Genomic DNA, 26207 nt, shown 5'->3' with positions numbered 1-26207 from the left:
GCCTGCGCGACCAAGCGCATGAATGGGTTGAGATGTGTTAACATTTGGAAAGCCCTTTTGTGCAAAGTTCGTTGAGTTGCTGCATCCAGCGGCAACGTCTTGTACTTAGGCGATCGCGATGCGTGAAAAGCCCAGATACGCGATCTAGAACGTTCGTTACCGCTATTGCGAACGTCGTCTAATGTCGTAAGTCACCAATCCATGACGCCTTCCGCACGGTTGTTATGGGGCCAGCATTGCCATCTTGAGGGTTTCGTCGCCACTGGCTTCGAACATTCCTTCCCCAGTTACTGCAAAGCCATATCGCTCATAGAAAGGGAGGCCGATCTTGTTGTCTTTGAAGACCTCGACGGTCAGTGGCCCTTTGAGGGCAACAACATGATCGACCATTTGGCGACCCATGCCCTTGCCATGCTGAGAGGGTGCAAGGAACAAACCGCCAATTTCTGTGTCGATCATAGCAATGAAGCCAACTGGAACGCCGTTATCTTCCAGCACCCATGTTTCGGCATTGGGAAAATATATGTTGCGCATGTCTTTGCGCACTTGGTCTCTGACTTCGACCGACAAGAATGGATGCGCAAGCGTGTCTGCGGTGTCCCAGATATCGATCAGTGCTTCGATGTCATCGGTTTTATATTTACGGATCATTGTCTTACTTTCTGCTTTTCTTCTGAATGGAGCTGATCATTTTGTGCAGCGATTTGTCGGCGCTTTTACGTTCAGCTAATGTGGAGGAGTTGAACCGATCTTCCGCAGCCAACTTGTTCCACCGGGTCAATCTGGCTCGGTCAATTTCCCCACGTTCCAATGCGTTTTTAATGGCGCAGCCGGGTTCAGCTTCGTGTTTGCAATCGTTGAAGCGACATTGGTTTGCTAAGGCGACCATGTCGGCAAACACATCCGCAATTCCTGTCTTCACATTGGTGAGCTGAAGTTCTCGCATTCCGGGGGTGTCCAGCACTGCGCAGCCGTCGGATGTGAAGTGCAATTGACGCCGGGTGGTTGTGTGACGGCCCTTGCTGTCGTCGTCACGAATGGCCGCCGTTTCAGTGACGCCATCCCGGAAAAGCGCATTGACCAGTGTGGATTTCCCCACGCCAGATGACCCTAAGAATGCAACCGTTTGTCCCGGCTTGCACCAAGGGGCGAGCCGGGCAATGGGCTCCTCGCTCAAGGCGTTCAGCACTTCCACCAGAACACGGTTTGAAATTGCGCGCGCTGCGTCCAAATATGGGGCTGGATCATCACAAAGATCGGCCTTTGTGAGCAAGAGCACCGGCATTACCTCTGCCTCAAATGCCAAAGCAACATAGCGTTCAAGCCGCGCGAGATTGAAATCTTTGTTGCACGAAGACACGATAAACACGGTGTCCACGTTGGCTGCGATCAGTTGCCGATTGCGATCCGATCCAGGTGCTCGGCGTTCAAAAACGCTGCTACGGTTCAAAACCCTGCTATGCGAAGGGTGTTGCTGATCGAAGAACAACCAATCACCGACTGTTGCATCAGGTCCAGGCGGGATGACGGTATCAAGGCCTTCGCCGAGGACATGCAGTCCCGTCCTGTGGACTTCAACCACACGAACGGGTGGCATTTCAACAGGATCGTCAAAGTTAGTTTGTTGGCTAAAGAAGGGCTTCCAGCCAAGTTTTTCCAGTGGCGAACGCTCGCGTCTAGGAAGCTTGCCGGAACCCGAAGGCGGCAAAAAATTGGAATAGTCCCGTGTCATTGTTGTGAACTTTCGTGTTCGGGCACGGGTCAACCCCGGGCCATAATATGTAGGTTAACTAGATTGCAAAAATGAGTTCACCCACGGCAACAAAGCGGGGCGGTAGCTTGGTCAAATTTTGCACCGGGAGGACGCTTTGCCTCCCCACATTATCGGGACATAAAATCTCCATGAATACAAACTTAACGTAGTCCTACTTAGCGATTTTAGCAATCTACTCGTGAGTTAGGTTAGATTTGATATGAGTTCAAGAAAGATCAGATCGGTCATGGAGTTAAAGAGGATGGCCGTCTCAATGCCGCACTTTTGAACAAGTAAACCTGCGATTTTCCCGGAAATTCCATTCAGAAAGATGGAGCGCACTACAAAAAAGAACGTGAGCGGTATAAGCTGCTGTCGCAATTGGCAAATGCAATAGCCCAAAGAAAACTGCAGTCAGAACACTTGCTGTCCAAAACACAATGTTGGTGAGGCCACCCAAACAATGCCGTTGCGCCGGCCCCAGTTTCGGATGACCAACGCAAGCATGGAAACCAGAAAGAGCCTTAGTTGGATCGCCTCAGCGAAGCCGTTTTAGGATCATTGCCGGGCGTCTGGTTGTCTTGGTTACTTTTCGCAACAAGGACGGACTTTTCCTTGCAGCTTGATGTAACCGGCGTTTCCTCTCCGAGCCTCACACGTTGTCGAATAATAATACTGCTTTTGAAGAATTGGCAGTAGCGCTTCGAGTTTCGAGGGCGATACAGGGCGTTCGTCATTCTTTAAGGCCAACCCAGCTCGTACAATGTAGATCATAATGGGTCGCGCCAGCATCCACATCCAGCGTTACTCGAAAGCAAGAATAGCGCCGACGCTTTGGGAAGAAACTGCTTAATAACAAGCCTCTTGGTTCTGCACGGAACGTCTAAGTTCAAAATGGCGAATTATCGAACCACGTGAACGGAGCAATTCGCGTTGCGCACAACCCAAGCGGCGGTGGAGCCGAGGATGAAGTCGGAAACTCTGGGGCTGTGGGACGCAACGACAATGCAATCGACGCCGTTATCGTGGGCGTAGTCGACGATGGCGCGCCCGGCATGACCTGAAATGAGTTTGGTTTCGCAATCCTCCAGGGATTGAGCCATTCGGGACATAGCATCCTCAATTTCTGTATGCGTCCTGTTCAGTGCATCAGCGGGAATTTCTGCAAGGACAAAACTGGGGATGGGCTCCATGACATGCACAATGGTGAATTTTGCCCTATCACTTGCCAGCGTTTTCGCTGCTTGCAATGATGCGTGGGTGTCATGCTCGTTGTCTACGAGAACCGGCACAAGAATATTCTCATACATAGATCCAACTCCTATTGTTATCTGCTGCTTAAAGTACCCGGTCTGTCTGTTGTCGGTATTGAGCCATGTCAATTGGTGCCACACGCCACGCTCTCTTTGTGGAAATTCCGATGCGAAAATAGGCTTTTCCGTTGCGATCGCACGCTCGAAACCGGCCATTCTACCCTTACTGATTAGACTGGGAAGTTCTCTTCTTCTTCTTCCTGTTCGGCACTCTCCTGCCGGCCATTAAGCCAAGTTTCGGCCGCTTCGGTATCACTAAGTGTGAAGCTTTTTATGTCGAGAGATCGAAACACTGCTCCTTCAAACTCGGCGGCGGTTCGGACCCATGCAGTGTCACAAAGCACAGCACATTTTTTAAACTTGCCCAGCAATCCGAGCAGCTCCGGCATGCGATACAGTTCGACAACCAGCGCGCTCAAGGTAGGCATCGCGAAATCGGAAATCGTGTAGAGCATCTTACCGTTGCTAACGCCTTCGGACTTCCTAAGCAGGTGATCTAACACCGTGCTCATTTCGTCTGCATCAATGGCCCCAGAAAGTTCGATGTTTATCCGGTCTGCGGATACCTTGGTGACGTTTAACATATTAAAGATCCTTTCTCTTTGCGGCAAAGGATAAGCAAGCAGAGCTGTCTTCAATTGATCCAAGTCAAGATTCTCCTAGCTGCAGATCAAGTGGGTAGATATATGTTGTTGGATGGGTTCCAGATTGCAAAAATTCCAATGTGTCTTGCGGCGCATGGCACACCAAACTTGAAATCTTCTTCACGGTCGCTTTCTAAGTGGCGCACATTGGCCTGAAGCATTGGTGTTGTTGCACGATAATACGCTGATACCCTCGCCGCCCATACAAACAGCAGGACTTAGCCGCTCAGGCAAAGGGATTCACCAATGCCGACGCCTACTGGCGGTGGCTGGCTGACTAGGTGGTGACCAGGCGCTTTTCATAACGACTAAACCCGGCTGGCTTTGCGCTGGCCGGGGGAAATCACTGTTCCTTTTTTTGCCGTGAGGGGCGGAGAACAGTACTTGCACTACGCCATGCAGCAATGCTCAAAGAGTGTCCCTGTATTGCCCTTTGCGAACCTGCCAAGACACCCTAAGCTCAGGACCTACAAATGGGATGCACCCACATCGGCAGCCTCGACCCAGAGCAGACACTGGCTGAAAACGCAGCTATTATCGGATTGCGGGTAAGCCGGTAGGTCGTCGCAAGCCACTTTAAGGCCGTTTTCGGCTCCCGCCGGACCTTCGAGCAAGCCGCGGGGAAAGGCAGGACAGATCCTATTTGCACTTATATCGCGCTGCAAGTTGTTTCCATTCTCGACCACTACCTGCCGATTTCTGCACTTCCGAACGCACTTCGAGACCCGATTCATCTGCAGACAGGCGAAATAGAAACTTCATAGGCAAGGGGCCTTTTCTAAACTTAACCTCTTGATATATAATGTACGATGTGAAGCTCTTGTTTTTCTTCATTTCGTCTGCGGGCCTCCACCCGCTGGCACGGTCAGACCACTGGACCTTGATCATTTTTTTTGAGGTATCAAGAGAGATAGCTTCACCTAAGAAGGCTCTGGTATTTTTGGCATTACCCATACCGCCGCTCGATGTGGCCTTGCTAAATGCACATTCAACTATTTTTGCGTCAGCCACGTCTGAAATAGTTGCGAGCACAATTGCAACAAAAGCAACCCGGAAGAGTGTATTAGCGATGTACCTACCTTGTGGGCTTTCACTATTGCACTGAGCTGTTTCTGCGATCTTTGGGCGAAAAAAAGTTAGTAAAACTGCCGCAGGCTGAGTTATTGTCAAATCTGGTGTTTAAGGGTTTCTGGTCATGCGGCGATCTGGCTGTTTTCAGTGGCTTCAATTCCGTCTTTGAATGCGACGCCGGTGATGACTTTGGCGAGGTAGTCAAAGCCGCGTAGTTTCCTCCAGTTTTGCTCGGCGCATTGCCCCAGCTTGAACATCATGTGCAGCATGCCGTCGCGTGAGAGGCAGCCCTTTGATCGTTTGGTGCGATGACGGATCGTGGCAAAGGCGGATTCAATTGGATTACTGGTGCGGATGCTTTGCCAGTGTTGTGCTGGAAAGTCGAAGAATGCCATGAGTTCCTCGCGGTCCTTTTGCAGGCACAGCGTCGCCTTGGGGTATTTGGGTTCGTAGGTTTTGATGAACAAATCTAAGGCCTTGCCCGCATCATCTTTGGTCTCAGCCTGCCGGATGTTGTGGATCGCAGCTTTGGCCTTTGGCTGAGACAGCTTGGGCAAACAGTTGAGCACATTCATAGTTTTGTGTTGCCAACAGCGTTGATGACGGGTCTCAGGATAGACTTCATCTATGGCGGCCCAGAACCCCATGGCACCATCTCCAATAGCAAGTTTCGGGGCGTTCATTCCCCGGCTTTTGAGGCTGAGGAGAGCCTCGCGCCAGCTCTGCGTGGACTCGCGCACCCCGTCCTCAATAGCCAAGAACCGCTTCTTGCCACGGGCTGTTACCCCCACAATCACAAGGGCGCAGAGCTTGTCATCCTCGCCCCGAAGGCCGCTGTGGACACCGTCAGCCCAGATGTAGACCAAGGGCTCATCGTCCAACGCTGCCTTTCTCCACTCGCCGTATTCGTTGGCCCAATCGCGCTTGAGCCGTGAGACCGTATTTGCCGACAATCCCGCCGCATCAGGGCCCAGAAGAACCTTGAGAGCCGAGCCCATTTCACCGCTGGAGATGCCCTTCAGATACAGCCATGGCAAGGCCGCTTCCAACGTTTTGGTTCTGCGCACGTACGGTGGCACCAGGGCCGAATGGAATGTCACGGGCTGGCCGTTTTTTGAGCGAACCTTGGGAATGCGCACGTTCACGGGGCCGATGCCCGTTTGGAACGGGCGCTCGGGATGATGCCCATTGCGCACAACAGTCGCATGACCGGCCTCAGTGCGCGCGGTGGTAAACTGAGACAGATAGCTTTCAAGCTCAGCTTCAACGGCTGTTGCGATCAATTGCTGCGCTCCTGTTCTCAATAAATCCGTCAGCGCGTCCGTGATCCCGTCTCGACGCGAAAAATCAACAATGTTAGTCGTTTCCATGGTGGTGTATCTCCTTCGGTTGGGCTGCTGTCTCGCAACAACAAATCAACCAGATACGCCGCCAACCTTCAAATCCCCCAAACACCAGATTCAGTCATAGCTCCCCCAGACCCTCTCCAGATCATACCCCAGAGCCCCCACCCAAGGGTAACCAAACTCCAAAATGCCCCCAAGAATGCCCCACTTTGGGTCTCTGGGCCCTCCGAGACAGGGTAACCTCAGGGGCTACCTTCCAGTTATTAGGGGGATTATGGGGGGAGATAATACCTAGTAGGTAATAGGTATAAGTAATCGATAAGATGAGAAGATAATAGAAGAAGACCCTAGTAGATTTCCCCTAGAAAACTACCCTAGTAGGTATAATTATTATTACCCAGATAATACCTACTCTCCCTCACAATACCCCTAACCCCTATGAGCCAAAGGACCCCTTATGATTCAAGAGATAGAGAATCCTTGGTACTCCCGCACCATTGATGTGCACACTTGGTCGGATCACCCTGAGGTGGCTCAGTTCGTGGACAGGGTGTGGGAGGAAGGGCACCTGCCTGACGATGTGGTAAAGGGGAAGACGGGGCCAAGTCAACCGCGAGCGCAAGTGCTTCACCTGAAAGCAAAATTTATACTATCAAAATGAAAACGTCCCCGATACGTTATCTTTGATAAGTTTTACATGATGGCATTACCTCGGTGTTGACGCCTCGGGTTTTTCTTAGAGGGAGCAAGAGTGAAATACAATTTTTTGACTGTCACAGCTGTGGCATCCAGTTTGATTTCTGGAGTAGTTGGGGCGGCGACAATTGACGTGAGTCCTGGAGAAATTCTTGTCCTTACAGTCAAGACCGAAACAGATGGGCTTTCTTCGGTAGCACGCACAGGCACTCTGGACAATCGGAGTGAGCTTGTTAGCAAAGATCAGTTTAATAACGAAGGCACTCTGATTAATTCTGGCAAACTGACCAACTTCTATAGCACGATGACCAACTCTGGTACGCTGACCAACAATCGCGCACTAAACAACTTCGGTGCGCTGAGCAGCACCGGAGTTTTGAATAACGAAGGCACGCTGGACAACTATGGGAAGTTGAACAATGACGGCACGTTGACAAACACCGGAAAGTTGAACCATTGGTCATCCGAGCTAACCAACAACGATCAACTGACCAACGACGGCACGCTGGAGAACCATGACCGTCTATTCAACTTCGGTACTCTGACCAATACTGGAACTCTGACCAACTACGAAGCTTTGCTCAACTCCGGAACGCTGACCAACACTGGCACGCTAAAAAGTACAGTTTCGATGAGCAGCAGCGGCGCGCTGAACAACGACGGTACTCTGAGCAGCACGGGTTCGCTGACCAACAATGGCTCGCTAAACAACAAAGGCACACTGAGCAGCAAAGGTATGTTAAATAACAATAGTAAGCTCAGCAACGCCGGCACACTGAACCAAAACGGCACGCTGAGCAATGCAGGCACGCTGTCCAATAATGGCAAACTGAGCATAATCGGCACACTGACAAATACTGACACACTGAACAACTCGGGAACGCTGAACCACAACGGCACGCTGAGCAATGTCGGAACGCTGAACAACGACAGCAATATGTACTTAGATGGTACGGTTAAAAACAACGGTATTTTTAATAACAATGGCTCGCTAACCGTCGCGAAGGTGACCAACTATGGCACGCTGACAAACACCGGCAAACTGGATATATCAAATGAGCTAACGAATAACGGTAAACTGATTAACGCCGGCACGCTGATCAACAGCGACTTGCTGACCAATAACAGTAAGGGAACGCTGACTAACACCGGCACGTTGACCAGCTACCAAAATTTGTGGAACCGCGGCGCACTGAACAACTCTGGAACGCTGAACAACTACGGCTCGCTGAGCAACGACGGCACACTGACCAACGACGGCACGCTTAACAACCGTCGGTTCGATCTGTTCAACAACGGCAAGCTTACAAACAATTCACGCATGAATGTTCTGGCTGGGTCGGTGGTAAGTGGCAGGGGCTTCATCGAACAGAACGCCGGCAGTTTAATTGTTGACGGAGAAATACAACAGCGGGTTTCAATAAAAGGCGGGTCGTTGGGCGGGAGCGGGTCAATTATAGGTGATCTGAATTTATCTAACGCTCTGATTGGGCCGGGCAACTCAGCTGGAATTTTGACGATTGGTGGCAGCCTCACATCAACTGATGTTTCTACACTGGCTTTCGAACTGTTCGGAACAGAAGTAGGCACTGAGTACGATCAATTGAACATCCTAGGCAATGTAGAACTGGCTGCTTTTACAATCTTCGACATCAATTTTGGCGGTAGTTTTACGGCAGCCGACGGGGACATCTTTGATTTGCTGGTTGGGGATAGCTTTGGGTTCAAAGATTTAGACAGCTTCGTTTTTGATTACTCAGAGGCGCTAGGTGTAAATTGGAGCAGCTCAATTGTTTCGCTGGATAATAATCGACAGTCCGTACGTCTCACTGCTGCTGAACAAATAGTTGCGCCGGTCCCAGTTCCCGCCGCGTTTCCCATGTTGGCGCTTGGTCTCGGGGCATTTGGTTTTTTTGGCCGCCGCAAAAAAAACAGGGCAGTAAGCTAACCTAACAGCACAATTTTTAGAAATTGATATAAAATCCGAACACCACGACCCGCAGTGACCTTCCTGATGTTCCCGATTGGCATAAGGGGCGTCTCAGCGTGGACGCAAACTTGGATTATTTGAGGTGAAAGCTGTGGTTCCCGTTAATTGGCTCAGATCCTAGTCGCTATCCCGAATTGTGGCGCGCCATACGATCCAGATAGCCCTGACACCGCACGTCCTTCCTGTTCTGGATGTGGGCTTTGAGCATCCCATCTGTAATTTCGGAGTACTCGGGCATGTCGGGCAGCTTGATAGACGTAGGCAATGACCTAAGCGTCGGCATTGGTAAAGCCCTGAGCCCGAGCAGCCAGATCCTCAGCCTTGGAACGAGTAAGGCCGCCATCGTATTCAGCGATAGCGGCCCTCTCCTCGAACGCGTCTATGTCAGGGGGCACCATCATGACGGTAACCTGATCTGATCAATGATGCCGCGTTTCTGCTCGTCCGAGATTCCAGCTGAATAAATGCTGTACGTGATCCCATTCTCGGACCGAGCAGACTTGTGCCCCACCAGAGACGCGGTGAAGTGCTCAGGAACACCCGTCCGCTCGCACTGGGTGATGAACCACTTGCGGGTGGAGTGGAATACCAAGCCCTGCCTCTCGATGCTCAGCGCCTCCCTGATCTTGGCGAAACGCTTGGTGATGTCGTTTACCTTCAGGCCCGGGAACAGCGGGCCAACGGATGGCAGGGTTGATAACATCTGCTCCAACTCTGAATGCACCGGGACCAACCGCTCAGCCGCATCCGTCTTCAGCAGACGAAGCTGATTGGGTTGAAGCTGGAAGAACTGACCAAGGTTGCCCTTCGGTACCAGATCCTCCCTGAGCAAACCCGCTGCTTCTCCTGCCCTCATACCGGACAAAAGACAGATCGACATGACCTTACCAATCACGGGATCGTTCGAACCCAGCAAGCGCTGCACCTCTTTGTTGGTGGGGACAGCATAAGGTTGGTGCCGTACCTTGGCCTCTAGACCTCCCAGACCTTGAACAGGTGTTCCGGCCAGTCATCGAAGGCACGAATGACAACCACGTCGTCTTCATTGAGGTTGAAGGGGTCCATGCTCAGCCCCTCTGAAAGATGAGGTCTGGCAGGACTGCGCCCAGTACAAAGCTCAGAGGTACAGGGAGCGACACTGGCAAAGCCCAGGAGGGCACGATCGCCAGCACGATCAGCAGGACAGCGATACTCTGAGGCGCTGCGAGGGTGAGCTCAAAACGTCGCTTGAGCGCGTAAGACAAGGCCAGCCGGAAGCCGACCCCAGCTGCGAACAGCAGCGTAAAGGTGGTAAACATCTATACATCTCCATGAAGGTTTCTTTGTATAGATGCCTGTGTTTACTCAGTTTTCGGACACAATCTGTGTTGGTTGGTTGATTTTTCTGGGAGAAGAATGAATGGTTGAAATCTCACGAGAAGAACTAGAATTAGTTGAGCTTTTTTTTGCAAACGAAGAGCCGGAATCCTGGCCCGTTTAGCTTCAAGGGGCACTCCGAATATTTTAAGGCGTCAACTGCAACGGACAAGGATGCAAAACCTAAAGCACTGGAACTTGGGAAGCGACTCAAGCAGCCGGTAGAAGGCGCAGACGACCAGCGCATGAAGTTCAGGGTTCCCTGCTATGACGATGACGGAGAGGCAAAAAAATGGGTGGTGGGAGTATTTCTTACACATTCATCCCAAATTAGTTCCACCATTCGTAACCGGTGAACACATCGTTGCCCCATGAGCGCCTCTTGGAAAGAATGTAGGATCGGCATGATATTCTCGGTTCGCCTTGGGAAAATTTACGTAACTCCGTCCAATGATCGAATTAACCGATCGATTCTGCCCAAAGCGTTTAAGGGTGAGGGAATTAGCTTGTTTCCAAACTCACCACATTCAAGCTGTCTGCTTCGAACTGTATAGAAATAGTGGACAACACATTGAAAATAAGGCGGAATAACGGCTAATTTTAGAATTATTAGTGTTCTCTCATGCACGACAAGGCGTTAGTTTAGTTCGTGTTGAAAGGCCTAAATTCTTAATTAGTCATTAGGTTGTTAATAGTAAAAATTTTGGAGAGAAAAATGCGTATCGAAACTATTAAGAGTGTTGTTGCGGCAGCCGTATTCGCAACAATCGCAACTGGCGCGAGCGCTGCAACCGTTGTTATTGGCGCTACGCCAGGCGACTCTTCGGTGCTGAACCCGTTGGCTGTCTCAGAAACTGTAGGGGGTACCGAGTTTAGAAATCGGAATTGGGAAAACATCACCAATGGCGATGGTGGTACTAACCCGTGGGGCGCTGGTGGTGGTGTTTACTCATCTGTGGGTAAATACTCTTCTATGACCTACAGTTTTGCAAATTCAGACTCTCTGAGCTTTCTTTGGGGAACGCCTGACGGTGGTAACAATGGTCTGAGCCTCAGCTTTGGTGGTGCAAACACGTTGGATCTTACGGCCGCGGCCTCCAGCCTTAATATTCCGTCCTCTGCAACGGGTGTTTATGTTACAATCAGCGACATCGGTTATTTCGACACAGTGACGTTCAGTTCTGAACAGCGCGCGTTTGAATATGCGGCCTTGTCCACTACTCCAGTCCCACTTCCAGCTGCCTTGCCATTGTTGCTGGCAGGCCTTGGTGGTCTGGGCATGATGCGCCGCAAGAAGAAAACCAGCTGATCTAATTGATCAACTAACTAATTGAGGGGGGTCGGCCAAAGGGTCGGCCCCTTTTTCTTTTGGAGCGGGCTAGTCAGGAATGCCTAGCTTTGAGTTGGCGAAGGCTCGAACCTCGGCCCATCGGTCGGCCATTTCATTGATGTTGAATCCACCACGCCTAACCGGATAACTCTATCCATCCCCCCGTCCGGGCATCCTGTGTGGGTGTCTGGGCGGGGGCTTCCAACCCATAATTTTTTTTGCCATCACCACCACCAACAATAACCACACACCACCCTCGGCGCTTACCCAGACCCTCTCCAGATCTTACCCCAGAGCCCCCACCCAAGGGTAACCAAACCCCAAATTGCCCCCAAGAATGCCCCACTTTGGGTCTCTACCTCATAATACCCCTAACCCTATGAGCCAAAGGACCCCTTATGATTCAAGAGATAGAGGACCCTTGGCACTCCCGCCCCATTGATGTGCACAGGTGGTCGGATCATCCTGAGGTGGCTCAGTTCGTGGACAGGGTGTGGGAGGAGGGGCACCTGCCTGACGATGTGGGGGGTAGTTGATCGTTTCAGTCAGATCACCGCTAACAAGGCCTTCTACGACGTTGGTAGAGATCGCAGCATTCGACAGTAAGGGCGGCAAAGCGGACGTTCACTGCAAGCGAAAATAGTCTTCATCCAGCCTGAAAAGCGGACATACGGATCTACCCATCAAGGTCGATCAACGAGCAGAGAGGCCTGATCGTTAACGTATGCTTCAGCCTTTTGATATTTGGGCGAACGGTCACGGTCTTGCTATGGTCTGAAATTACCGACTTTCGGAGCTGGTCGCCGTGATCTCGTCTTGGTGAGTGCAAGCTGGAAGAGTAGGCGGGCAAGTCCCGAAGATTGTTATGCGGGCGCAAAGGTCAGACAAGCTTGCCGTGGACGGTCTACCTTAAATGCTTTTCCTGGACACATTGTTAGCTGATATCGACGATTTTACCCGGGTTCATGATGTTATTTGGGTCTATTGCGCGCTTGAGCGTCGACATCAATCCATAAGCATTGCCATGTTCTTCCAACATATATTCCTTTTTGCCAGTACCAACACCATGCTCACCGGTGACGGTCCCACCAAATGACAGAGAAACGCGATTAACATTCGATGCAAGAGATTTTGCACGCATCAATTCGTCTGGATCATTTGGATCGAACAGGATCAGTAAGTGGAAATTCCCATCACCGACATGCCCGACGATCGGAGCAATCAGCCCAGCCTCTTTAATCAATTCCTTGGTACGTGAAATACAGTCTGCCAGCTCGGAAACTGGGACACAGCAGTCTGTTACAACGCTTTCGCAGCCCTTGCGGAGCGATTTTCCGGCGTAATAGGCGTTGTGTCGCGCCGTCCATAAGCGATTGCGATCTTCAACTTTGGTGGCCCATGCGAAGCCCGACACACCGAATTCTTCTCCGACACCCTGAAACAGCTCAACGTGCTCTTGTACGCTGGCGTCGGACCCGTGGAATTCCAAGAACAAATGCGGTTTTTCGGGCAAGTTCATGTCGGGGTTGAAAATGTTCATGCCTATCATCTGCATCTCGTCCAACAACTCGACCCGCGCCAGTGGAATGCCCATTTGAATGGCCATAATCACAGTATTGACGGCATCATCGACCGTTTCAAAGGCACAGGTTGCGGCAAGGATCGCGTCTGGCTGAGCAAACAAACGCACAGTCAGTTCGGTAATGATCCCAAGGGTGCCTTCGGACCCGACAAAGAGATGGGTCAAATCGTAGCCAGCCGAGGATTTGCGGGCGCGTGACCCTGTTTCAATAATTGTTCCGTCAGGCAACACCACTTCCAGCGCCATAACATTCTCGCGCATGGTGCCATAGCGCACGGTATTGGTGCCCGAGGCGCGTGTGGCCGCCATGCCGCCAAGTGTGGCATCGGCACCTGGGTCGACAGTGAACATCAATCCAGTGGCGCGAAGCGCGGCGTTTAGCTGCGTGCGCGAAACCCCGGGCTGAACAACGGCGTCCAGATCGTTTTCGTGAATCGCGAGGACTTTGTTCATGCGACTGGTATCTACGCTGATCCCGCCATGAATGGGGATGACGTGACCTTCCAATGAGGTCCCGATGCCGAATGGGACGACAGGCACTTTGTATTGCGAACAGATTTTCATGATCTCGGAAACATCTTCGGTGCTTTCAGGAAAAGCAACGGCATCGGGTAATGCCGGCGTGGAATAGGCCTCGTCGCGACCATGGATTTCCCGAATACTGTCGCCGGTGGACACACCCTCGCCAAGCAGGGTCTTTAACGCAGAAATAGCCAGCGCGGTATTGTCCTTTGTCATGTCATTTTCCTTTTTGATCTTTTCACTTGCTTTGAACGGCCGTGACGGTGGCATTGTCGAGCATGTTAGCAAACCTTGTAGTGTTGCTCGCGTGGTGCTTTTTTCTAAACTTAGCCCACATTTCGACAGAGCTGACACGCTGGGCGTTGACGTCGGAATCGACTAAAAATAGAGAGTTTAATCAAGCTTTGTGGCAGTATCTTCTACGTCATCGTCGCCAGCCCACCGCGCAAAGAGGTGAATGAGGATGACAATCATCGACACAGGTACCGCCACAGATATCCACGCCATGGGGATGCCAAGGGTATCAGCCGTCAGGCCTGATTGCCGTGCAAGATACCCCTTTGCGAAACCGCCTCGCAGTCCGACAAAGCAAAAATAGATGACTGGCAGGATAAAGGTCAGCACCGCTGCGCTTTGGACTGCTTTTGCAAAAAAGGTGAGACCATGCGGCGGATCGGGAAACACACTTTGCATCAACACAGCATCTGACTGCGTCTTGAATGACAGCGTGGCTCCCAGCAGCCCTGTCCATACCATCGCGTAGCGGGCGACATCTTCGGTCCAGACAGGGGGCGAAGAAAAGACATAGCGCGCAATGATTTGTACAACGACCGTCACGAACATGAGGCAAACCGCAAAAACGGCAACGCCGCGCATCAATAAATGCAAGCGGTCACTCGTGCTGATGATGAGTTGGCGCATCTTCATACTCCGGTTTCAAGACGTGGCGGGCCGTTTCTTGCGGCCCGCCCAAGTGTTTAGCGGTTGTCGTCAGACAAGGACTTCCAAAGCGCGGTATCCTCGGCCGTCATTAGGTCTGAATCGTAGACCGGCAAAGACGCTTCGCGGAAGACGGCACGCTCTTCTGGTGTGAGGCGCTGAACGGTCACGCCATTTTCCTCAAGCGCGATCAGTCCGTTGACCGATGCCTCTGCCAGCCATTCGCGGGCTGCCGCATCTGCGGTTTCAACCGCTGCATCAACGCTTGCACGATCCGCATCAGACAATCCATTGTACCAATCTTTAGACGCAATGACCGCCCGCAGTGGCCAGATTACATCTGCATCGGCAAAGTTCTTGATGAAGTCTGTTTGGCCAAACATCACAGGAATGAAAGGCGAATTCAGGTAGCCGTCGATAACCCCTGTTTGCAGACCGGCAGGAACTTCACCCCATGGCACGATCGTACCGCTGGAACCCCAAGCCTGATACATCGCTATCTGTGCATCGTCCAAAGCACGCATCCGTAGCGACGCCATGTCTGCCGGAGAACGCACAGCCTGTGTGGTTGTAATCACGCCAGATGCTGGCCCAAGCGGTGCAAGTGCCAAGAGGATTGCGTCCTGCTTTGCCAGGTTTTCGTTGATCCGCGTGTAAACATCTCCCGCAGCCAAAGCGCGGTCCATATGCGAGATATTTTCAAAGATATAAGGCAGGCGAACACCGTAGATAAACGGATCAACCTGCGCGACGGCGCGCACATCGGAAAGCGAGATCTCAAGCAAGCCAGTCGAGACCTGATCGAATTTTTCGGCTTCGTTGCCGACAGAGCCGCGTGGCATTTCGCGCACGTCCATGCCCGCTTCTTTAAGCGCATTGCCAAAAGCGAATGCCCAGTTGTACGAACCTGATGTTTCCAGATCCGGCTTGCTGTCCAGTGCAATCTTGACCTCCGCTGATGCAGATGTTGTCAATGCGAGCAATGCCGCAAGTGTAAGTGCCTTAAGTTTCATTGGTCGTCCTCCCTTAGGTTTGGTTAGTTCACGGAAAATCCGAACAAGCGCGGTAAAGTGAGACTGATCGCAGGCCAGTAGACGAGCGCCAGTAACAACAACACTTGAACGAAAATGAAGGGCAACGCAGCATAAGCCAGCCGCCAATAGTTGAGATCGGTCAGTGCGGATACGACCACAAGGCATTTGCCCAAAGGCGGCGTAATCAAACCAACACACAGATTGAAGCATAACACGATGCCCAACTGGATCGGGCTTATGCCTTGCTCCAAAGCTTGCGGTGCAAAAAGCGGGATCAACAGCGTCAGGGCAACGGGTGTATCCATAAACATGCCCGCGATAAGAAAGATGATCACAAGGAAGAACAGGTACTTTGTTCCAGTCAGCCCAAAAGAGTCGACCCACGCGGCCAAAGCGCTAGACCAGCCAAGCTGTCCCGCCAGATACCCCAGCACCGAAATTGCTGCGAGAATAATGAAAATCGTGCCTGTCATCTTTGCCGTGGCTTCGATCGCGTCAAAGATCATGCGCCAATTTAGCCCTTTGTAGAACTGGCCTGCAAAGAGAGCGAAAAATACCGCGATGGCAGAACCCTCGGTTGGTGTCGCCAGTCCGAATACAAGCGATCCAAGTATGACAACAGGCAGGCACAAAGCCGGGGCTGCATTTCGCAAACTTGGCAAGAAACGCGGCAGGTCATCAGATTCGCCACCTGGGTGCCCCTTGATATGCGCAATCACCGCGTTAAGGATCATCAGCCCAGCGGCCAGCATCAGGCCGGGGATCACACCTGCTATGAACAAGGCTGCAACAGAAGCACCCGTCAATCCGCCGTAAATGATCATGATAATCGATGGCGGGATGATCGGCCCAATCATCGACGATGCCGCGGTGATCGCCCCCGCATAATAGGGGTCATAGCCACGCGCTTTCATTTCCGGCACGAAAGTACGGGACAGGGCCGCACTGTCCGCAATCGCCGACCCCGAAATACCCGCAAAGAAGACACTTGTAAGGATATTTACATGCCCCAGACCGCCGCGAAAGCGCCCGACGATTGACATGGCAAAATCGATCAGGCTGCGGGTCACTCCTGCTCGACTCATGATTTCCGCGGTAAGGATAAACAGAGGCATCGCCATAAATGCGAAGACGTCAAGTTGGGCAAAAATGCGTTGCGGCAGGATCGACAGGAACTGGGTTTTGTCTACTGCGACGAAGGTCACTACGGATACCGCGCCCATCAGGTAGGCAAAGGCCGTTCCGCTTATAAGCAGTAAAACAAAGATGATGGGGATCAGCCACATATTACACCGCCGTCCGCATATCGCGGCTTTGGGGTGCAAGCACGGCCCCAAAATCAGGCGGGTGCGTCACAATAGACTTCAAATCCACATCCGAGTTTGGAAGGGTTTGCAAATCTGCCAAAGGCCGCGCCGTCTGTTCCGAGCCCGCAAAAAGGGTTTCCATGGCCTTAGCAGCGCTGAGCAGCCCTTCGTCGCCACGAAGTGGCCCCATGACTTGAAAGCCGAACGGCATGCCTGCTGCATCACGGCCACAGGGGAGCGTGATCGAGGGACTACCCGTCAACGATCCCCGATAGCAAAGCGCGAGCCACCGATAGTAAACATCCATCTTTTTCCCGTCGATTTCGTCGACATAGGGCTGTGTCCACGCGAACGGCGATACGGGTGATGTCGGCAAAACGATCACATCAACCTCTGCTATCAGTGCGTTAAATTTCCGCAGAATGCGGGATTGCTCTGCATGAGCCCAGCCACGGTCGGCCAACGACATGCTATGTCCAAGGGCAACATTGTCTTTGATATGCGCGCCAAAGCTATCAGGGTCGGCCTCAATCCCCTCACCAAAGGCGACAATAAAACTTTCGGCCCGAAGGATATCAAAACAACGGTCCATTTCACCAAGATCAAGATCGACCGCGCGGCATTCCTTGACCTGAGGCCGCAGCACCGCAAGACGCGCGCGAAAAATTTCGCGGATGCTTTGCTCGACTGGTGCGCCACCAAAGTCTTCGCAATAGCCAACCCGTAGATCCTTTAAGTCAATGGAAGGCAGTGCTGCGAAACGGCCTGTGTCCGAGGGCGCGGATAGCGGATCATCAGCGTGATATCCCTTACACACGTCCAGCATCAGCGTCAGATCATCTACCGTTCGTGCCATTGGTCCAAGCACTGAAATACCCGACCACCCCAAGGGTCGCGTTGGATGGGCAATCACATCAACAGAAGGACGGTAACCGACCACGCCGCAAAGCGCTGCGGGCATACGAAGTGATCCGCCAGTGTCAGATCCCGTACAAAGTGGCAAAAGGTTTGCAGCCAACGCCGCGGCAGACCCACCAGACGAGCCACCCGCAATAAGGTTGGCATCAAACGGATTGCCCGTTGCGCCCCAAACAGGGTTGTAGCTGTTGCCACCCGCTCCCATTTCTGGGACATTTGTCTTAGAAAGAATTATGGCACCCGCCGCGCGCAGGCGCGCGACCATCGGCAAGTCGTTATCAGGAACATGCCCTCGTGCGCGAATGCTACCATGGGTGGTCAACAAGCCTTTGGTGTTTTGCAAATCTTTCACGCCAATCGGCAAACCGTCGAGCGGACCAATCGGGCAACCTGTTTGCCAGCGTTTCGTCGCATCAGCCGCCGCAACAGTGGCATGATCGATATCCAGCGCGGCCAGTGCATTGATTTTGGGATTGAAACGCGAAATTTTGTCAAGGCAAGCCAGCAGATAAGCCGTCGGCGTCATGCTCTTGGACTTAAACGCTGCAAGCACCTCACAAGCAGACAAAGCTGTAACGCTCAACAGCGGCCTCTCACATTCATGATATATGAAACAAACACCAAAGCCCTCCCAAACCGTGCGTTTGGTTAAGGTAGTGAATGAAACAGATGAAAAATAGTGAATTATTCGCCCATAACATTAACCAAAAGGAATGGTTTGGATGTCTGCAGTGGTTTGTCGCAAACATTTAAGGAACAGCGAGAGTGTCGCGTTTTGTGAAACTTGGTCTTTGCGCCAAAAACAGCGGGCCTCTGACAACAGGTCGCGCGTTTCAAGTGGCAGGATCACAATGTCACCCCGCGCAGCCTGTGCCTGCGCTAGTCTTAGCGGGAGCAAGCCAAACGCAGGCATCGCACGCAGAAGTTCAAGGTTCAGTGCAATCGACAAAGACGCAATCGTATTGATGGGCGGCGACAATCCGTTTGCGGCAAAAAGCGCGTCTACCGCTTGGCGCGCAACGGAAGTGGGGTGTGGTAAAATCCAAGGATAACTGCTGACATCTGCCCATGCCACATCACCACCTTGTACAAGCGGATGATTGCGACCAGCGACAACGACAACAGGTTCAGAGAACAGCGCCATTTGGTCAATCCCCGCCAATTCGTGAGGCTGCCAGATTCTCGCAATCACCAGATCCAATGCGCCTGATTCAAGCTGCGGCAAAAGTTCAACAAAATGGCCTTCGGAAACGGATACATTGGCTTGCGGCGTACTGCGTTTTAACAGTGCAATGGTGTTGGGCAATAAGGTGGGCGCGACCGAACTGACAACGCCCACAGATACAGAACCAGATACCCCGCTTGTCATCGCCTCGATGTCAAACGCAGCGCGATCAATTTGCCCAAGCGCTTTGCGCGCGTGATCCGCAAGGCGGGTGCCAATCGGCGTCAGGTACAGCCGGTTGCGGTCCCGAGTGACCACGGGCGCGCCAACGATTTTTTCCAACTCGGCAATCTGTTTGGACACAGCAGGTTGCGTCACCCCGAGCGCCTCAGACACCCGCGCGACCAACTTAAGATCGGACAATGCAACGAGGGCACGCAAGTGCCGAAGCGTTATCCCTTGATGAAAGTTCTTACCCAGAATTTGCGCTACCTCCAAGCGAAGCCCCTCTAATTATGTCATAATTTCTTTATATAAGACACATAATTGGGTCACATGGAATTATTCCAACCCACATCGATTTTGAATGGGGCAATTAGCATTGGCCCTAATGATTAAAGTCGTTGAGTAGCGTTCATAGAATCGCGCCATAAAACGTTGCGCTTGCGCCCGGATGTTTCTCATAAATGGCTACCCTCGTGTCGACCCGGAACGACAACCAAAGCCCGCTTCGACCCGCGACCTGTGAGTTTGTCAAATGCGTTTGTTCGCACACGCAGCTAAAGTCCGCTTTGAGCTGCCGCACCAGAGCATTTCGGTCGTTTGTTCAATGTCCGGATTGGGCCGGAAGCTGCCGTCTACATTTCCCAAGATGATGGTCAGTAAGGGCGGAAACCGGACTTTCGCTGCGGGGCGCATCAAGGTCTGCTATGCGGGGCAAAGGGTGAATTCGCTGCCTTTGCACCAATGAACAGTCTCGGCCTTTCTACGAGATGCAACGGTCTGGCGTTTAGGTCTGAGGTAGCAATTTAACATGATTACTAGGTCAAACCCAAAGCGCGTGTTAGCGCTTTATGACGGGTTTCAATATCGGAACCTTGTTTAGAGAGAAAAAAACATCATGCCATTCGTAACCGTATCCCATTGGACTGCAACTGAAGTCACAGACGAAATGATTGCAAAAGCGGACGCAAAATTTGTACCACTGATCAAGGCCAACGGCGCAACTGGTGTGCAGATGGTGCGAACCGGTGACTTGAGCATATGTGTCATAACCCAATACGCTGATGCAGCGACTGCACAATCCGCACAGGCCAAGATTGCAGGCCTTCGAGAGCAGGTTGCAAAAGAGTTTCCCATGACCATGACCAGCGCACATGGCGGCGATGTTGTTGGCGGTTCATAGTAGCAACAGTTGGCTTGTTGTTTTCGTTTAGCGGGCGATGAAAGCCAAACACCCCCGCATTTGCGCGGGGGGCCTTACCGTTTGCAATACAGCAAAAGCTCGAAATGGGCGGTCGCCTGCACGCCAATAAGGTTGGCTGTGGGGTAGTGGGTTGCGTTTAACCACTTGATCTAAAAAGCAGTCTTGTTCGGATAGCAAATTTTTTACCAAGTCATACGGCCATTGTGTCGAGAAAAGAGATTTTTTTGCTCAAATCTAAAATTACAGACGCCGGGTATGTTCTTGCTGCGCTGGCTGTTTGTGCATCTGCATCAGCGATGGCGTTTCTGTTCCTTTACTTTTATGGCGTCGTTGGAGGTCCAATCATCGACAACATTGTTTACACATCGCTAGACTGGGTCGTGAAGCTTTTTTTATAGGCGCTATCGGTTACCAGCGACGCCGTTTGGTTCTCTGCGTTTATCAAGCCAAAATTTAGACGCGATCTTGTTTAAGCAAGAATGCTGCTGTCTCTAACAGGCTGTCAGACACATCGCGAAACTGAATCCCGAGTTGCGCCTGCGCTTTGGCACCGCTGACCTCTGCGCGCTGACCCAGCGCCGGAACGATCCCACGGATCGTAGGATCAAATAACGCCAAAAAGCGCATCAGCAGATTTGGTGCCACGCGTGTCGCGATTTTCCGATCCGGGTATTGAGCCTTGAGGATCGCCGCAAACTTCGAGAATTCCAGATACCCGCCGCAACAGGCAAATCGTTCGCCCGCACTTTCGGGATGCTCAAGCGCCGCGATGTGGGAGGCTGCTACGTCCCGCACATCCACGCAAGGAAAGCCAACATTTGGCACCATTGGGTCTTTGCCAGATAGTGCCCGCTCTACGATTGCCAAAGACGCGCCAAAACGTTGCCCGATAGGTTGCCCAAGCACCAGACCGGGATTGATGGTCGTCAACGCAATATCTGGAGCATCATTTGCAACGAAGTCCCAAGCGGCACGTTCGGCCAGTGTTTTGGACTTTGGATATGCCGCTGACGTTTTTGTGTCGGCCCAGTCCGTTTCGTCAAATGCCGCCCCTCCAGGTTTTTGAGGATAGCTGACAATGGCGACTGTTGAGTGAAATGCGGCTTATTCTACCCTTCCGGCACGTATTGGGAAGTCGACTCTGATATTCTGTAAAAGGGCTTTTCAACCAAATTACGACTTTGATCGCTTGGATCCGAGATTGAGGAAAGATGCCAGAATTGACGAGCTTGAACTGGAACGTACCTCGGCGATGCGTGCGCCATTGATCCGCTGAGGATCGTCAATATCTTGTTCATGTAGTGTCGCGACTTCAGCCCATAGTGACCGATGCTGCGGTATGCACATTTCGACAATAAGGGCGGAAACCAGACCTTCGCTGCGGCTTGGACAGAGGTCTGCTGTGCGGGACTTTTCGGTCGTTCGCCGCAACTGCGAAAGTGCAATAATTTTGCAAAGCCCTCCGGCACATTGGTCGAAAGGGAGCCGTTCGTTGCAAGTGCTAACCTTAATGGGTGCTACTTATAAAGCGGACCTCCAACAAGCAATCCCAACACATCTTATTTCTGTTGCGGCAGTCCGGCACCCGGAATTTTTCACGATGGTAGGGCCGCCAGTCAGCTTTCAATCAAAAGTTCTTCGATCAACGATCCGAGCAGTTGGGTTCTGCTTTTGACGTTTGCTTTTCGGTAGATCGCATTGTTTTGCGACTTAATTGTACCCGAACTGGTGCCGCGCAACTCGGCTATTTCATCGACGGTCATACCCTTTACTGTCAGCAAAGCGACATCCCTCTCCGCCTCACTCAATCCCCAGCGGTCGAACTGTAGGCCGAGCATTTCAAAGAACTCGCCTTGAGCGGACCTTAGCAGCCGTTTCGTTTCCTTATGGCGCTGTAAAATGAGATAGTAACTGCGCCAAATAAGAAGGCCCCCGATGGCAAATCCAAAGAGAGTTATAGTGGCAATTACCTCATGCACAATCCAGCTCGCGCTGAACAAATAATACCCAGATATTTCGCCAATCAATTCAGTCAAAAATGCCAATGCAGAGGCCGCATAAAGAACGGCCCCTACATTGAATGTCGTGACTGTGCTGGACTTTATTCTCACAACGAAGCTTCGCAAGCCCAGTCAAGGTGCGATGGCTTAGTCATCGCCTTCACTATCGTCACCGCCATCATCACCTTCGCTGTCGCCACCGTCGTCACCGCCATCATCACCTTCGCTGTCGCCACCGTCGTCACCGCCATCATCACCTTCGCTGTCGCCACCGTCGTCACCGCCATCATCACCTTCGCTGTCGCCACCGTCGTCACCGCCATCATCACCTTCGCTGTCGCCACCGTCGTCACCGCCATCATCACCTTCGCTGTCGCCACCGTCGTCACCGCCATCATCACCTTCGCTGTCGCCACCGTCGTCACCGCCATCATCACTTTCGCTATAGCCGCCATCGCCGCTATCATCATCGTCGTCTTCACTATCGCGACCGTCTTCACCGTCATCGTCGTACTCATCATCGCTTTCCGACCTGTCGCGCACAACAGTGCCACCTTTGTCGAGCACAATTTCACGCTCTATCCCTGGGCCTGTAGCTTCGAACCGAGTGTTTCCAAAAAGGGTTCGACTGATCTCAATTCTCTTAAAGCCCTGCTGCGTCAGTTGCTCAATGATAGCCTCCTTGGAACTTTGAGCCATTGCTGTGCTTGCCATCAACGCAAATGACGTACTAATCAGTATTGTTTTTGTAGACATTTTACTTCCTCGGTCTGAGTGTAGACTGAGAAGAGCACGCAACGTGATTTTGAGGAATATAACTTTGGATGAAATCGGCCTGATTAACCCAAAGAGGCATTTTTTGACTTCTGCCTTTGATGGAGACAGGGAACACGTGAAATTAGGACTGCATCCCATAATGTGAACCACACGGGGACATGGAAAAATGCCAAAGACCAACCGAAATTCTGAAATTTTGGCCCCGACTGCCGACCTGGTAGCAGAGTATAAATATGCTTGAGCAGACCAAATACCAAAAACTATTCTCGACACCGCTTATACGCTTTAGAGTCCCCGATTGCGCAGTCCTCAACGCGGCTCTTCTCATGGAGAGTGAGCAGATGCGTGCTGAAAACTCAGGGGTCTCAAAGTCCAATCGTGGTGGGTGGCACTCGGAAGGTAATTTGTTTGAGAGTGATGCTCCAAGCATTCAGAGGATTAGAAATGCTGCACAGGATGCGGTTCTTGAAATAACCCGGAAGGTCAGTTCCAAAGTCGACCCAGAGAGCCTCGACATGAAGCTATTTGCTTGGATGAATACCAATCCGAGGGGTGGATACAACGCGCCGCACACGCACCCGGGGGCACATTGGTCAGGCGTCTACTATGTCTCGCAACCTGATGTGGAAGACGGTTCATCGGGGATGATCGAATTTCTGGACCCCCGCTCTGCAATGCCACATTGGCGCATTTTGGAAGCCAGCTCATTTCGTGAAAAACTGACGTTCCGGCCTTCGGTTGGTGAACTGATTGTGTTTCCCTCCTATCTTATGCACTGGGTTCACCCCAATCATACTGATGCTGAACGGGTAACCATAGCTTTCAACGCCACATTCCGGCGGCCGAAATAGGCACCGTAGAGAAGGCTAACCCATCTTAGCGCGGAAAATCAGAAGTCCGCCTCGTTTGCTGGGCAACTGACATTACAACGGAACGCTGCATGACGCACGAACGGCAGCAATGCGGAAGCTGCGCTGCGGCGGCGTCCAGACTTGCTAACGGGGTGCATGTTCAAGAAGCGCACGAGCGTATGGGCTGTTGCGACCGCCTCCATCCAACGCGAGTGTGCCGCTGCGCGCCGCGTATCCAACCAGAACAGCCCCCGGATCCACCCGGCTAAGGCCGCGTCCGATGGAACGTGTGGCAGATGTGGCGGCCATATGTTACCATCAGGAAGCGCCTGGTTGAGATGAGGGATGCTGTCCGAGATGCTGATTTGGCACCCGGCATAGTTCAGATTTCGGATATCAAAACCAAGTTGGGCAGCATTCGAACCAGCTTTCACAGTTTTCACGACAGCATCGATCCCATCGATCAACAGCTACACAATGACTCCCTGTTGACGTGCTGTCGATGCGGCCATGTTGGTGAGCGGGCGCGGGCATTTATGCATAATGAGGGTGTGTGCAACTGCTGCGCGGTTTTCACTCGCTACGGAAAAAATGGCGCCTGAAGGTGCAAGGTTTGGCGAATAGCACTTCTTCAAGAAGTCATCGACCAAGCTCGATCACGCCACAATGCCGCCTGCCATTGTGGCCATTCGCTGCAACTGCGAAATCTCAGGGTAGGTGAATTCACAGTCTGCGGACTTTGCCGCTTGATGCTGATACAGCGAAGTCAGTCCCCGTTGGCGCATTGGCCAATTCGGTGAACAGGGTGTGGCGACGCAGCAAGGCTTCCCCGAAGTGGTCCTTCAACAGGGCTAAACTGGACACAATCCAATCCGGCCGGTAACCACCCTGATATCGGATATGTCAGTTGCGGACTTTAAGCCCAATTTCTGGCTGCGTCTCCTTGCTAATGGCTGCTATGGCTTAGAGTTTGTAGATTTTGTCGACATCACTGGGGGAATGGAAGGTGCCCGCGTTCTTCTCGGCTGTTTTGCCTTGTCTGCTGATCTTGCGGCGGAAACCTTGTTGGTTGGCACTAGGTTAGAAGGTTTTGAGCCGACGGCGGGATTGGGTCGAGGAGTAGCAACTGGGGTTGGCTTGGCGTCGGCTGCCGCTTTGGACGTGGCTTTTGGCGAGATCGCAGATTTCGGCTTTTCGGCGTTCTTCATCCCCCGAGTAGCCGCAGCTTTGGGCTTCACATTTGTTGGTGCCTTAGCGGCAACTTTGGGTTCAGCTACGATTACGGTTTTTGTGTTTTCTTTCAGTGCCTTATAATCTGCGAAATTGGCTGCGGCCTCGGGTTTGGCGGGAATTTTTTGTTCTAACTTTACCTTGGCAGAGGCTGCCGACTTTGGTTCGACTTTCGCCCTGGCTGAGATCACAGGCTTGGCGGGTGGCACTGCTTTTGGTTTTGTGGCAGCCTTTGGCTTCGTGGAAATCTTGGACTTGGCTGCGACCACTGTCTTCTCAGCGGATTTGCTAGATGTTGTTGGCGCTTTAACAGCTTCTGAAGCGCTAACCTGTAATGCGCGATAAGGGATAAACGGCGCGTTTATCGCCAAGCTGGTGAAATCCTGCATTATCCTGAAGTTGGTGCTAAGCGTATAACCTGCCATCCGAATTGCGGCGACATGAAATTTCAACGGGGTTTGAATTGGGGACATCATTGGTTGCTCCGAATTGAGTTCGATACAAACGGGCAAATAGTGCCCTGACCTCGCACAAACATGCTTTACCAAGTGCTAAGCAACGGCGAGTCCTTGGCACTATACATCACTTATTGTGCAGTCGCAGCAAGAAAACGCTGCGATGCAGCAACTCTACCAAATACGAGTAATGATAGTTTCGGACGAGTCGTCACCCAAGGTGCAAGGTTTGGCAATCGAGATCAACTTCCGCAGGAAAAAGAAAGTTTTTCCTGTCAGGGATTCAGATCCCAATCCATCAAAGGCACAGTCATTCGAGAGAAAAAAGGGTCAGCATCCTCGGGAGGAGGTGAGGATGCTGACCTCAGAATAACGGGTTCCGGGAGGAAGGGCCGTTAAGGTTCGGCGTCAGGCAAACTCTGGGAGGAGCGAGCCCTGACACCTCTCAATGCCGCCTCTGTGGGGCAGCATCGGTGCCGTGAGGATTGTGCGAGCGTGGCGC

At 52.1% G+C, this 26207-nt stretch carries 25 protein-coding genes; 5 read left to right on the top strand and 20 right to left on the bottom strand.

The window, feature by feature from the left end; translation table 11 throughout:
- Positions 1-222 precede the first annotated feature (222 nt).
- From C1J03_RS19320 to C1J03_RS19295, 6 genes are all read right to left on the bottom strand, one after another.
- On the bottom strand, positions 223-651 hold the full coding sequence (locus tag C1J03_RS19320; RefSeq protein WP_114888064.1) for a GNAT family N-acetyltransferase: 429 nt from the start codon (positions 649-651) through the stop codon (positions 223-225).
- Positions 652-655: 4 nt separating this feature from the next.
- Positions 656-1732, bottom strand: a complete 1077-nt coding sequence (gene rsgA, locus C1J03_RS19315) for a ribosome small subunit-dependent GTPase A (RefSeq protein WP_114888063.1) — start codon at positions 1730-1732, stop codon at positions 656-658.
- A gap of 923 nt (positions 1733-2655) precedes the next feature.
- On the bottom strand, positions 2656-3222 hold the full coding sequence (locus C1J03_RS19310) for a universal stress protein (protein WP_254694105.1): 567 nt from the start codon (positions 3220-3222) through the stop codon (positions 2656-2658).
- Between the two features lie 14 nt (positions 3223-3236).
- Entirely contained in the window at positions 3237-3650 is a 414-nt protein-coding gene (locus C1J03_RS19305) for an STAS/SEC14 domain-containing protein (RefSeq protein ID WP_114889090.1), read from the bottom strand.
- Positions 3651-4349: 699 nt separating this feature from the next.
- Entirely contained in the window at positions 4350-4880 is a 531-nt protein-coding gene (locus C1J03_RS19300) for a hypothetical protein (protein WP_114888062.1), read from the bottom strand.
- A gap of 23 nt (positions 4881-4903) precedes the next feature.
- Complete coding sequence (locus tag C1J03_RS19295) at positions 4904-6151, bottom strand: IS256 family transposase (RefSeq protein ID WP_114887356.1); 1248 nt, start codon at positions 6149-6151, stop codon at positions 4904-4906.
- A 727-nt stretch (positions 6152-6878) separates the two neighbouring features.
- On the opposite strand from C1J03_RS19295, the gene C1J03_RS19285 reads away from it, so the two are divergent.
- Positions 6879-8771, top strand: a complete 1893-nt coding sequence (locus tag C1J03_RS19285) for a VPLPA-CTERM sorting domain-containing protein (RefSeq protein ID WP_114888060.1) — start codon at positions 6879-6881, stop codon at positions 8769-8771.
- A 166-nt stretch (positions 8772-8937) separates the two neighbouring features.
- Here the strand turns inward: C1J03_RS19285 and C1J03_RS25630 are convergent, their stop codons facing one another.
- The 4 genes from C1J03_RS25630 to C1J03_RS19275 all read right to left on the bottom strand — a co-directional run bounded on the left by C1J03_RS25630 (position 8938) and on the right by C1J03_RS19275 (position 10111).
- On the bottom strand, positions 8938-9096 hold the full coding sequence (locus C1J03_RS25630; protein WP_216825871.1) for a hypothetical protein: 159 nt from the start codon (positions 9094-9096) through the stop codon (positions 8938-8940).
- Positions 9083-9214 (bottom strand): hypothetical protein, encoded by a 132-nt coding sequence (locus C1J03_RS25990; protein WP_302661608.1) that lies wholly within the window; start codon positions 9212-9214, stop codon positions 9083-9085. Before C1J03_RS25990 ends, C1J03_RS25630 begins: the two co-directional genes overlap by 14 nt.
- Entirely contained in the window at positions 9211-9729 is a 519-nt protein-coding gene (locus C1J03_RS19280) for a tyrosine-type recombinase/integrase (protein WP_254694104.1), read from the bottom strand. The genes C1J03_RS25990 and C1J03_RS19280 overlap by 4 nt, the downstream gene beginning before the upstream one ends.
- Positions 9730-9880: 151 nt before the next feature.
- A complete protein-coding gene (locus tag C1J03_RS19275) occupies positions 9881-10111 on the bottom strand; it encodes a hypothetical protein (protein WP_114888058.1) in 231 nt (76 codons plus the stop codon).
- A gap of 773 nt (positions 10112-10884) precedes the next feature.
- Here C1J03_RS19275 and C1J03_RS19265 point away from each other — a divergent pair.
- The gene (locus C1J03_RS19265; protein ID WP_114888056.1) at positions 10885-11478 is read left to right on the top strand and encodes a VPLPA-CTERM sorting domain-containing protein; all 594 of its coding nucleotides are present in this window, start codon (positions 10885-10887) and stop codon (positions 11476-11478) included.
- A 955-nt stretch (positions 11479-12433) separates the two neighbouring features.
- Here the strand turns inward: C1J03_RS19265 and C1J03_RS19260 are convergent.
- The 6 genes from C1J03_RS19260 to C1J03_RS19235 all read right to left on the bottom strand — a co-directional run bounded on the left by C1J03_RS19260 (position 12434) and on the right by C1J03_RS19235 (position 19464).
- On the bottom strand, positions 12434-13819 hold the full coding sequence (locus C1J03_RS19260) for an FAD-binding oxidoreductase (protein ID WP_114888055.1): 1386 nt from the start codon (positions 13817-13819) through the stop codon (positions 12434-12436).
- A gap of 177 nt (positions 13820-13996) precedes the next feature.
- Complete coding sequence (locus tag C1J03_RS19255; protein WP_114889089.1) at positions 13997-14524, bottom strand: TRAP transporter small permease; 528 nt, start codon at positions 14522-14524, stop codon at positions 13997-13999.
- Positions 14525-14580: 56 nt separating this feature from the next.
- Complete coding sequence (locus C1J03_RS19250) at positions 14581-15555, bottom strand: TRAP transporter substrate-binding protein (RefSeq protein ID WP_114888054.1); 975 nt, start codon at positions 15553-15555, stop codon at positions 14581-14583.
- Between the two features lie 23 nt (positions 15556-15578).
- Positions 15579-16862 (bottom strand): TRAP transporter large permease, encoded by a 1284-nt coding sequence (locus C1J03_RS19245; RefSeq protein WP_114888053.1) that lies wholly within the window; start codon positions 16860-16862, stop codon positions 15579-15581.
- A gap of 1 nt (position 16863) precedes the next feature.
- Positions 16864-18384: an amidase gene (locus tag C1J03_RS19240; RefSeq protein WP_254694103.1), complete on the bottom strand. Its 1521-nt coding sequence runs from the start codon at positions 18382-18384 to the stop codon at positions 16864-16866.
- Between the two features lie 117 nt (positions 18385-18501).
- Positions 18502-19464 (bottom strand): LysR substrate-binding domain-containing protein, encoded by a 963-nt coding sequence (locus C1J03_RS19235; protein ID WP_216825870.1) that lies wholly within the window; start codon positions 19462-19464, stop codon positions 18502-18504.
- A gap of 622 nt (positions 19465-20086) precedes the next feature.
- Between C1J03_RS19235 and C1J03_RS19230 the strand changes: the two genes are divergently transcribed.
- Positions 20087-20371, top strand: a complete 285-nt coding sequence (locus C1J03_RS19230) for a hypothetical protein (protein WP_114888051.1) — start codon at positions 20087-20089, stop codon at positions 20369-20371.
- A 474-nt stretch (positions 20372-20845) separates the two neighbouring features.
- Here the strand turns inward: C1J03_RS19230 and C1J03_RS19225 are convergent, their stop codons facing one another.
- From C1J03_RS19225 to C1J03_RS25625, 3 genes are all read right to left on the bottom strand, one after another.
- Complete coding sequence (locus tag C1J03_RS19225) at positions 20846-21322, bottom strand: hypothetical protein (RefSeq protein ID WP_114888050.1); 477 nt, start codon at positions 21320-21322, stop codon at positions 20846-20848.
- Between the two features lie 686 nt (positions 21323-22008).
- Positions 22009-22503 (bottom strand): helix-turn-helix transcriptional regulator, encoded by a 495-nt coding sequence (locus C1J03_RS25805; protein ID WP_254694102.1) that lies wholly within the window; start codon positions 22501-22503, stop codon positions 22009-22011.
- A 36-nt stretch (positions 22504-22539) separates the two neighbouring features.
- Positions 22540-23148, bottom strand: a complete 609-nt coding sequence (locus C1J03_RS25625; protein WP_216825869.1) for a hypothetical protein — start codon at positions 23146-23148, stop codon at positions 22540-22542.
- Between the two features lie 254 nt (positions 23149-23402).
- Between C1J03_RS25625 and C1J03_RS19210 the strand changes: the two genes are divergently transcribed.
- Positions 23403-24020, top strand: a complete 618-nt coding sequence (locus tag C1J03_RS19210) for a 2OG-Fe(II) oxygenase family protein (RefSeq protein WP_114888049.1) — start codon at positions 23403-23405, stop codon at positions 24018-24020.
- 144 nt (positions 24021-24164) lie between these two features.
- Here the strand turns inward: C1J03_RS19210 and C1J03_RS25460 are convergent, their stop codons facing one another.
- The gene (locus C1J03_RS25460; protein WP_216825940.1) at positions 24165-24329 is read right to left on the bottom strand and encodes a hypothetical protein; all 165 of its coding nucleotides are present in this window, start codon (positions 24327-24329) and stop codon (positions 24165-24167) included.
- Positions 24330-24920: 591 nt separating this feature from the next.
- Between C1J03_RS25460 and C1J03_RS19205 the strand changes: the two genes are divergently transcribed.
- Positions 24921-25334, top strand: coding sequence for a hypothetical protein (locus tag C1J03_RS19205; protein ID WP_114888048.1), 414 nt, complete (start codon positions 24921-24923; stop codon positions 25332-25334).
- The last annotated feature ends 873 nt before the right edge of the window (positions 25335-26207 follow it).

The organism is Sulfitobacter sp. SK012, assembly GCF_003352085.1.
In the GTDB taxonomy this organism is placed as follows: Bacteria; Pseudomonadota; Alphaproteobacteria; order Rhodobacterales; family Rhodobacteraceae; genus Sulfitobacter.
Note: the sequence above shows the minus strand (reverse complement) of the source record. Positions and strands in the feature narration are given on the sequence as shown.

Excerpts from the sequence above, each read along its gene's own strand:
- C1J03_RS19275 (WP_114888058.1), bottom strand. The coding sequence starts at position 10,111 with ATGTTTACCACCTTTACGCTGCTGTTCGCAGCTGGGGTCGGCTTCCGG.
- C1J03_RS19210 (WP_114888049.1), top strand. The coding sequence starts at position 23,403 with ATGCTTGAGCAGACCAAATACCAAAAACTATTCTCGACACCGCTTATA.
- C1J03_RS19205 (WP_114888048.1), top strand. The coding sequence starts at position 24,921 with ATGTCAGTTGCGGACTTTAAGCCCAATTTCTGGCTGCGTCTCCTTGCT.
- C1J03_RS19265 (WP_114888056.1), top strand. The coding sequence starts at position 10,885 with ATGCGTATCGAAACTATTAAGAGTGTTGTTGCGGCAGCCGTATTCGCA.
- C1J03_RS19230 (WP_114888051.1), top strand. The coding sequence starts at position 20,087 with ATGCCATTCGTAACCGTATCCCATTGGACTGCAACTGAAGTCACAGAC.
- C1J03_RS19305 (WP_114889090.1), bottom strand. The coding sequence starts at position 3,650 with ATGTTAAACGTCACCAAGGTATCCGCAGACCGGATAAACATCGAACTT.
- rsgA (WP_114888063.1), bottom strand. The coding sequence starts at position 1,732 with ATGACACGGGACTATTCCAATTTTTTGCCGCCTTCGGGTTCCGGCAAG.
- C1J03_RS19295 (WP_114887356.1), bottom strand. The coding sequence starts at position 6,151 with ATGGAAACGACTAACATTGTTGATTTTTCGCGTCGAGACGGGATCACG.
- C1J03_RS25990 (WP_302661608.1), bottom strand. The coding sequence starts at position 9,214 with ATGATGGTGCCCCCTGACATAGACGCGTTCGAGGAGAGGGCCGCTATC.
- C1J03_RS19245 (WP_114888053.1), bottom strand. The coding sequence starts at position 16,862 with ATGTGGCTGATCCCCATCATCTTTGTTTTACTGCTTATAAGCGGAACG.
- C1J03_RS25625 (WP_216825869.1), bottom strand. The coding sequence starts at position 23,148 with ATGTCTACAAAAACAATACTGATTAGTACGTCATTTGCGTTGATGGCA.
- C1J03_RS19310 (WP_254694105.1), bottom strand. The coding sequence starts at position 3,222 with ATGGCCGGTTTCGAGCGTGCGATCGCAACGGAAAAGCCTATTTTCGCA.
- C1J03_RS25630 (WP_216825871.1), bottom strand. The coding sequence starts at position 9,096 with ATGCCGACGCTTAGGTCATTGCCTACGTCTATCAAGCTGCCCGACATG.
- C1J03_RS25460 (WP_216825940.1), bottom strand. The coding sequence starts at position 24,329 with ATGGCCGCCACATCTGCCACACGTTCCATCGGACGCGGCCTTAGCCGG.
- C1J03_RS19260 (WP_114888055.1), bottom strand. The coding sequence starts at position 13,819 with ATGACAAAGGACAATACCGCGCTGGCTATTTCTGCGTTAAAGACCCTG.
- C1J03_RS19250 (WP_114888054.1), bottom strand. The coding sequence starts at position 15,555 with ATGAAACTTAAGGCACTTACACTTGCGGCATTGCTCGCATTGACAACA.
- C1J03_RS19255 (WP_114889089.1), bottom strand. The coding sequence starts at position 14,524 with ATGCGCCAACTCATCATCAGCACGAGTGACCGCTTGCATTTATTGATG.
- C1J03_RS19320 (WP_114888064.1), bottom strand. The coding sequence starts at position 651 with ATGATCCGTAAATATAAAACCGATGACATCGAAGCACTGATCGATATC.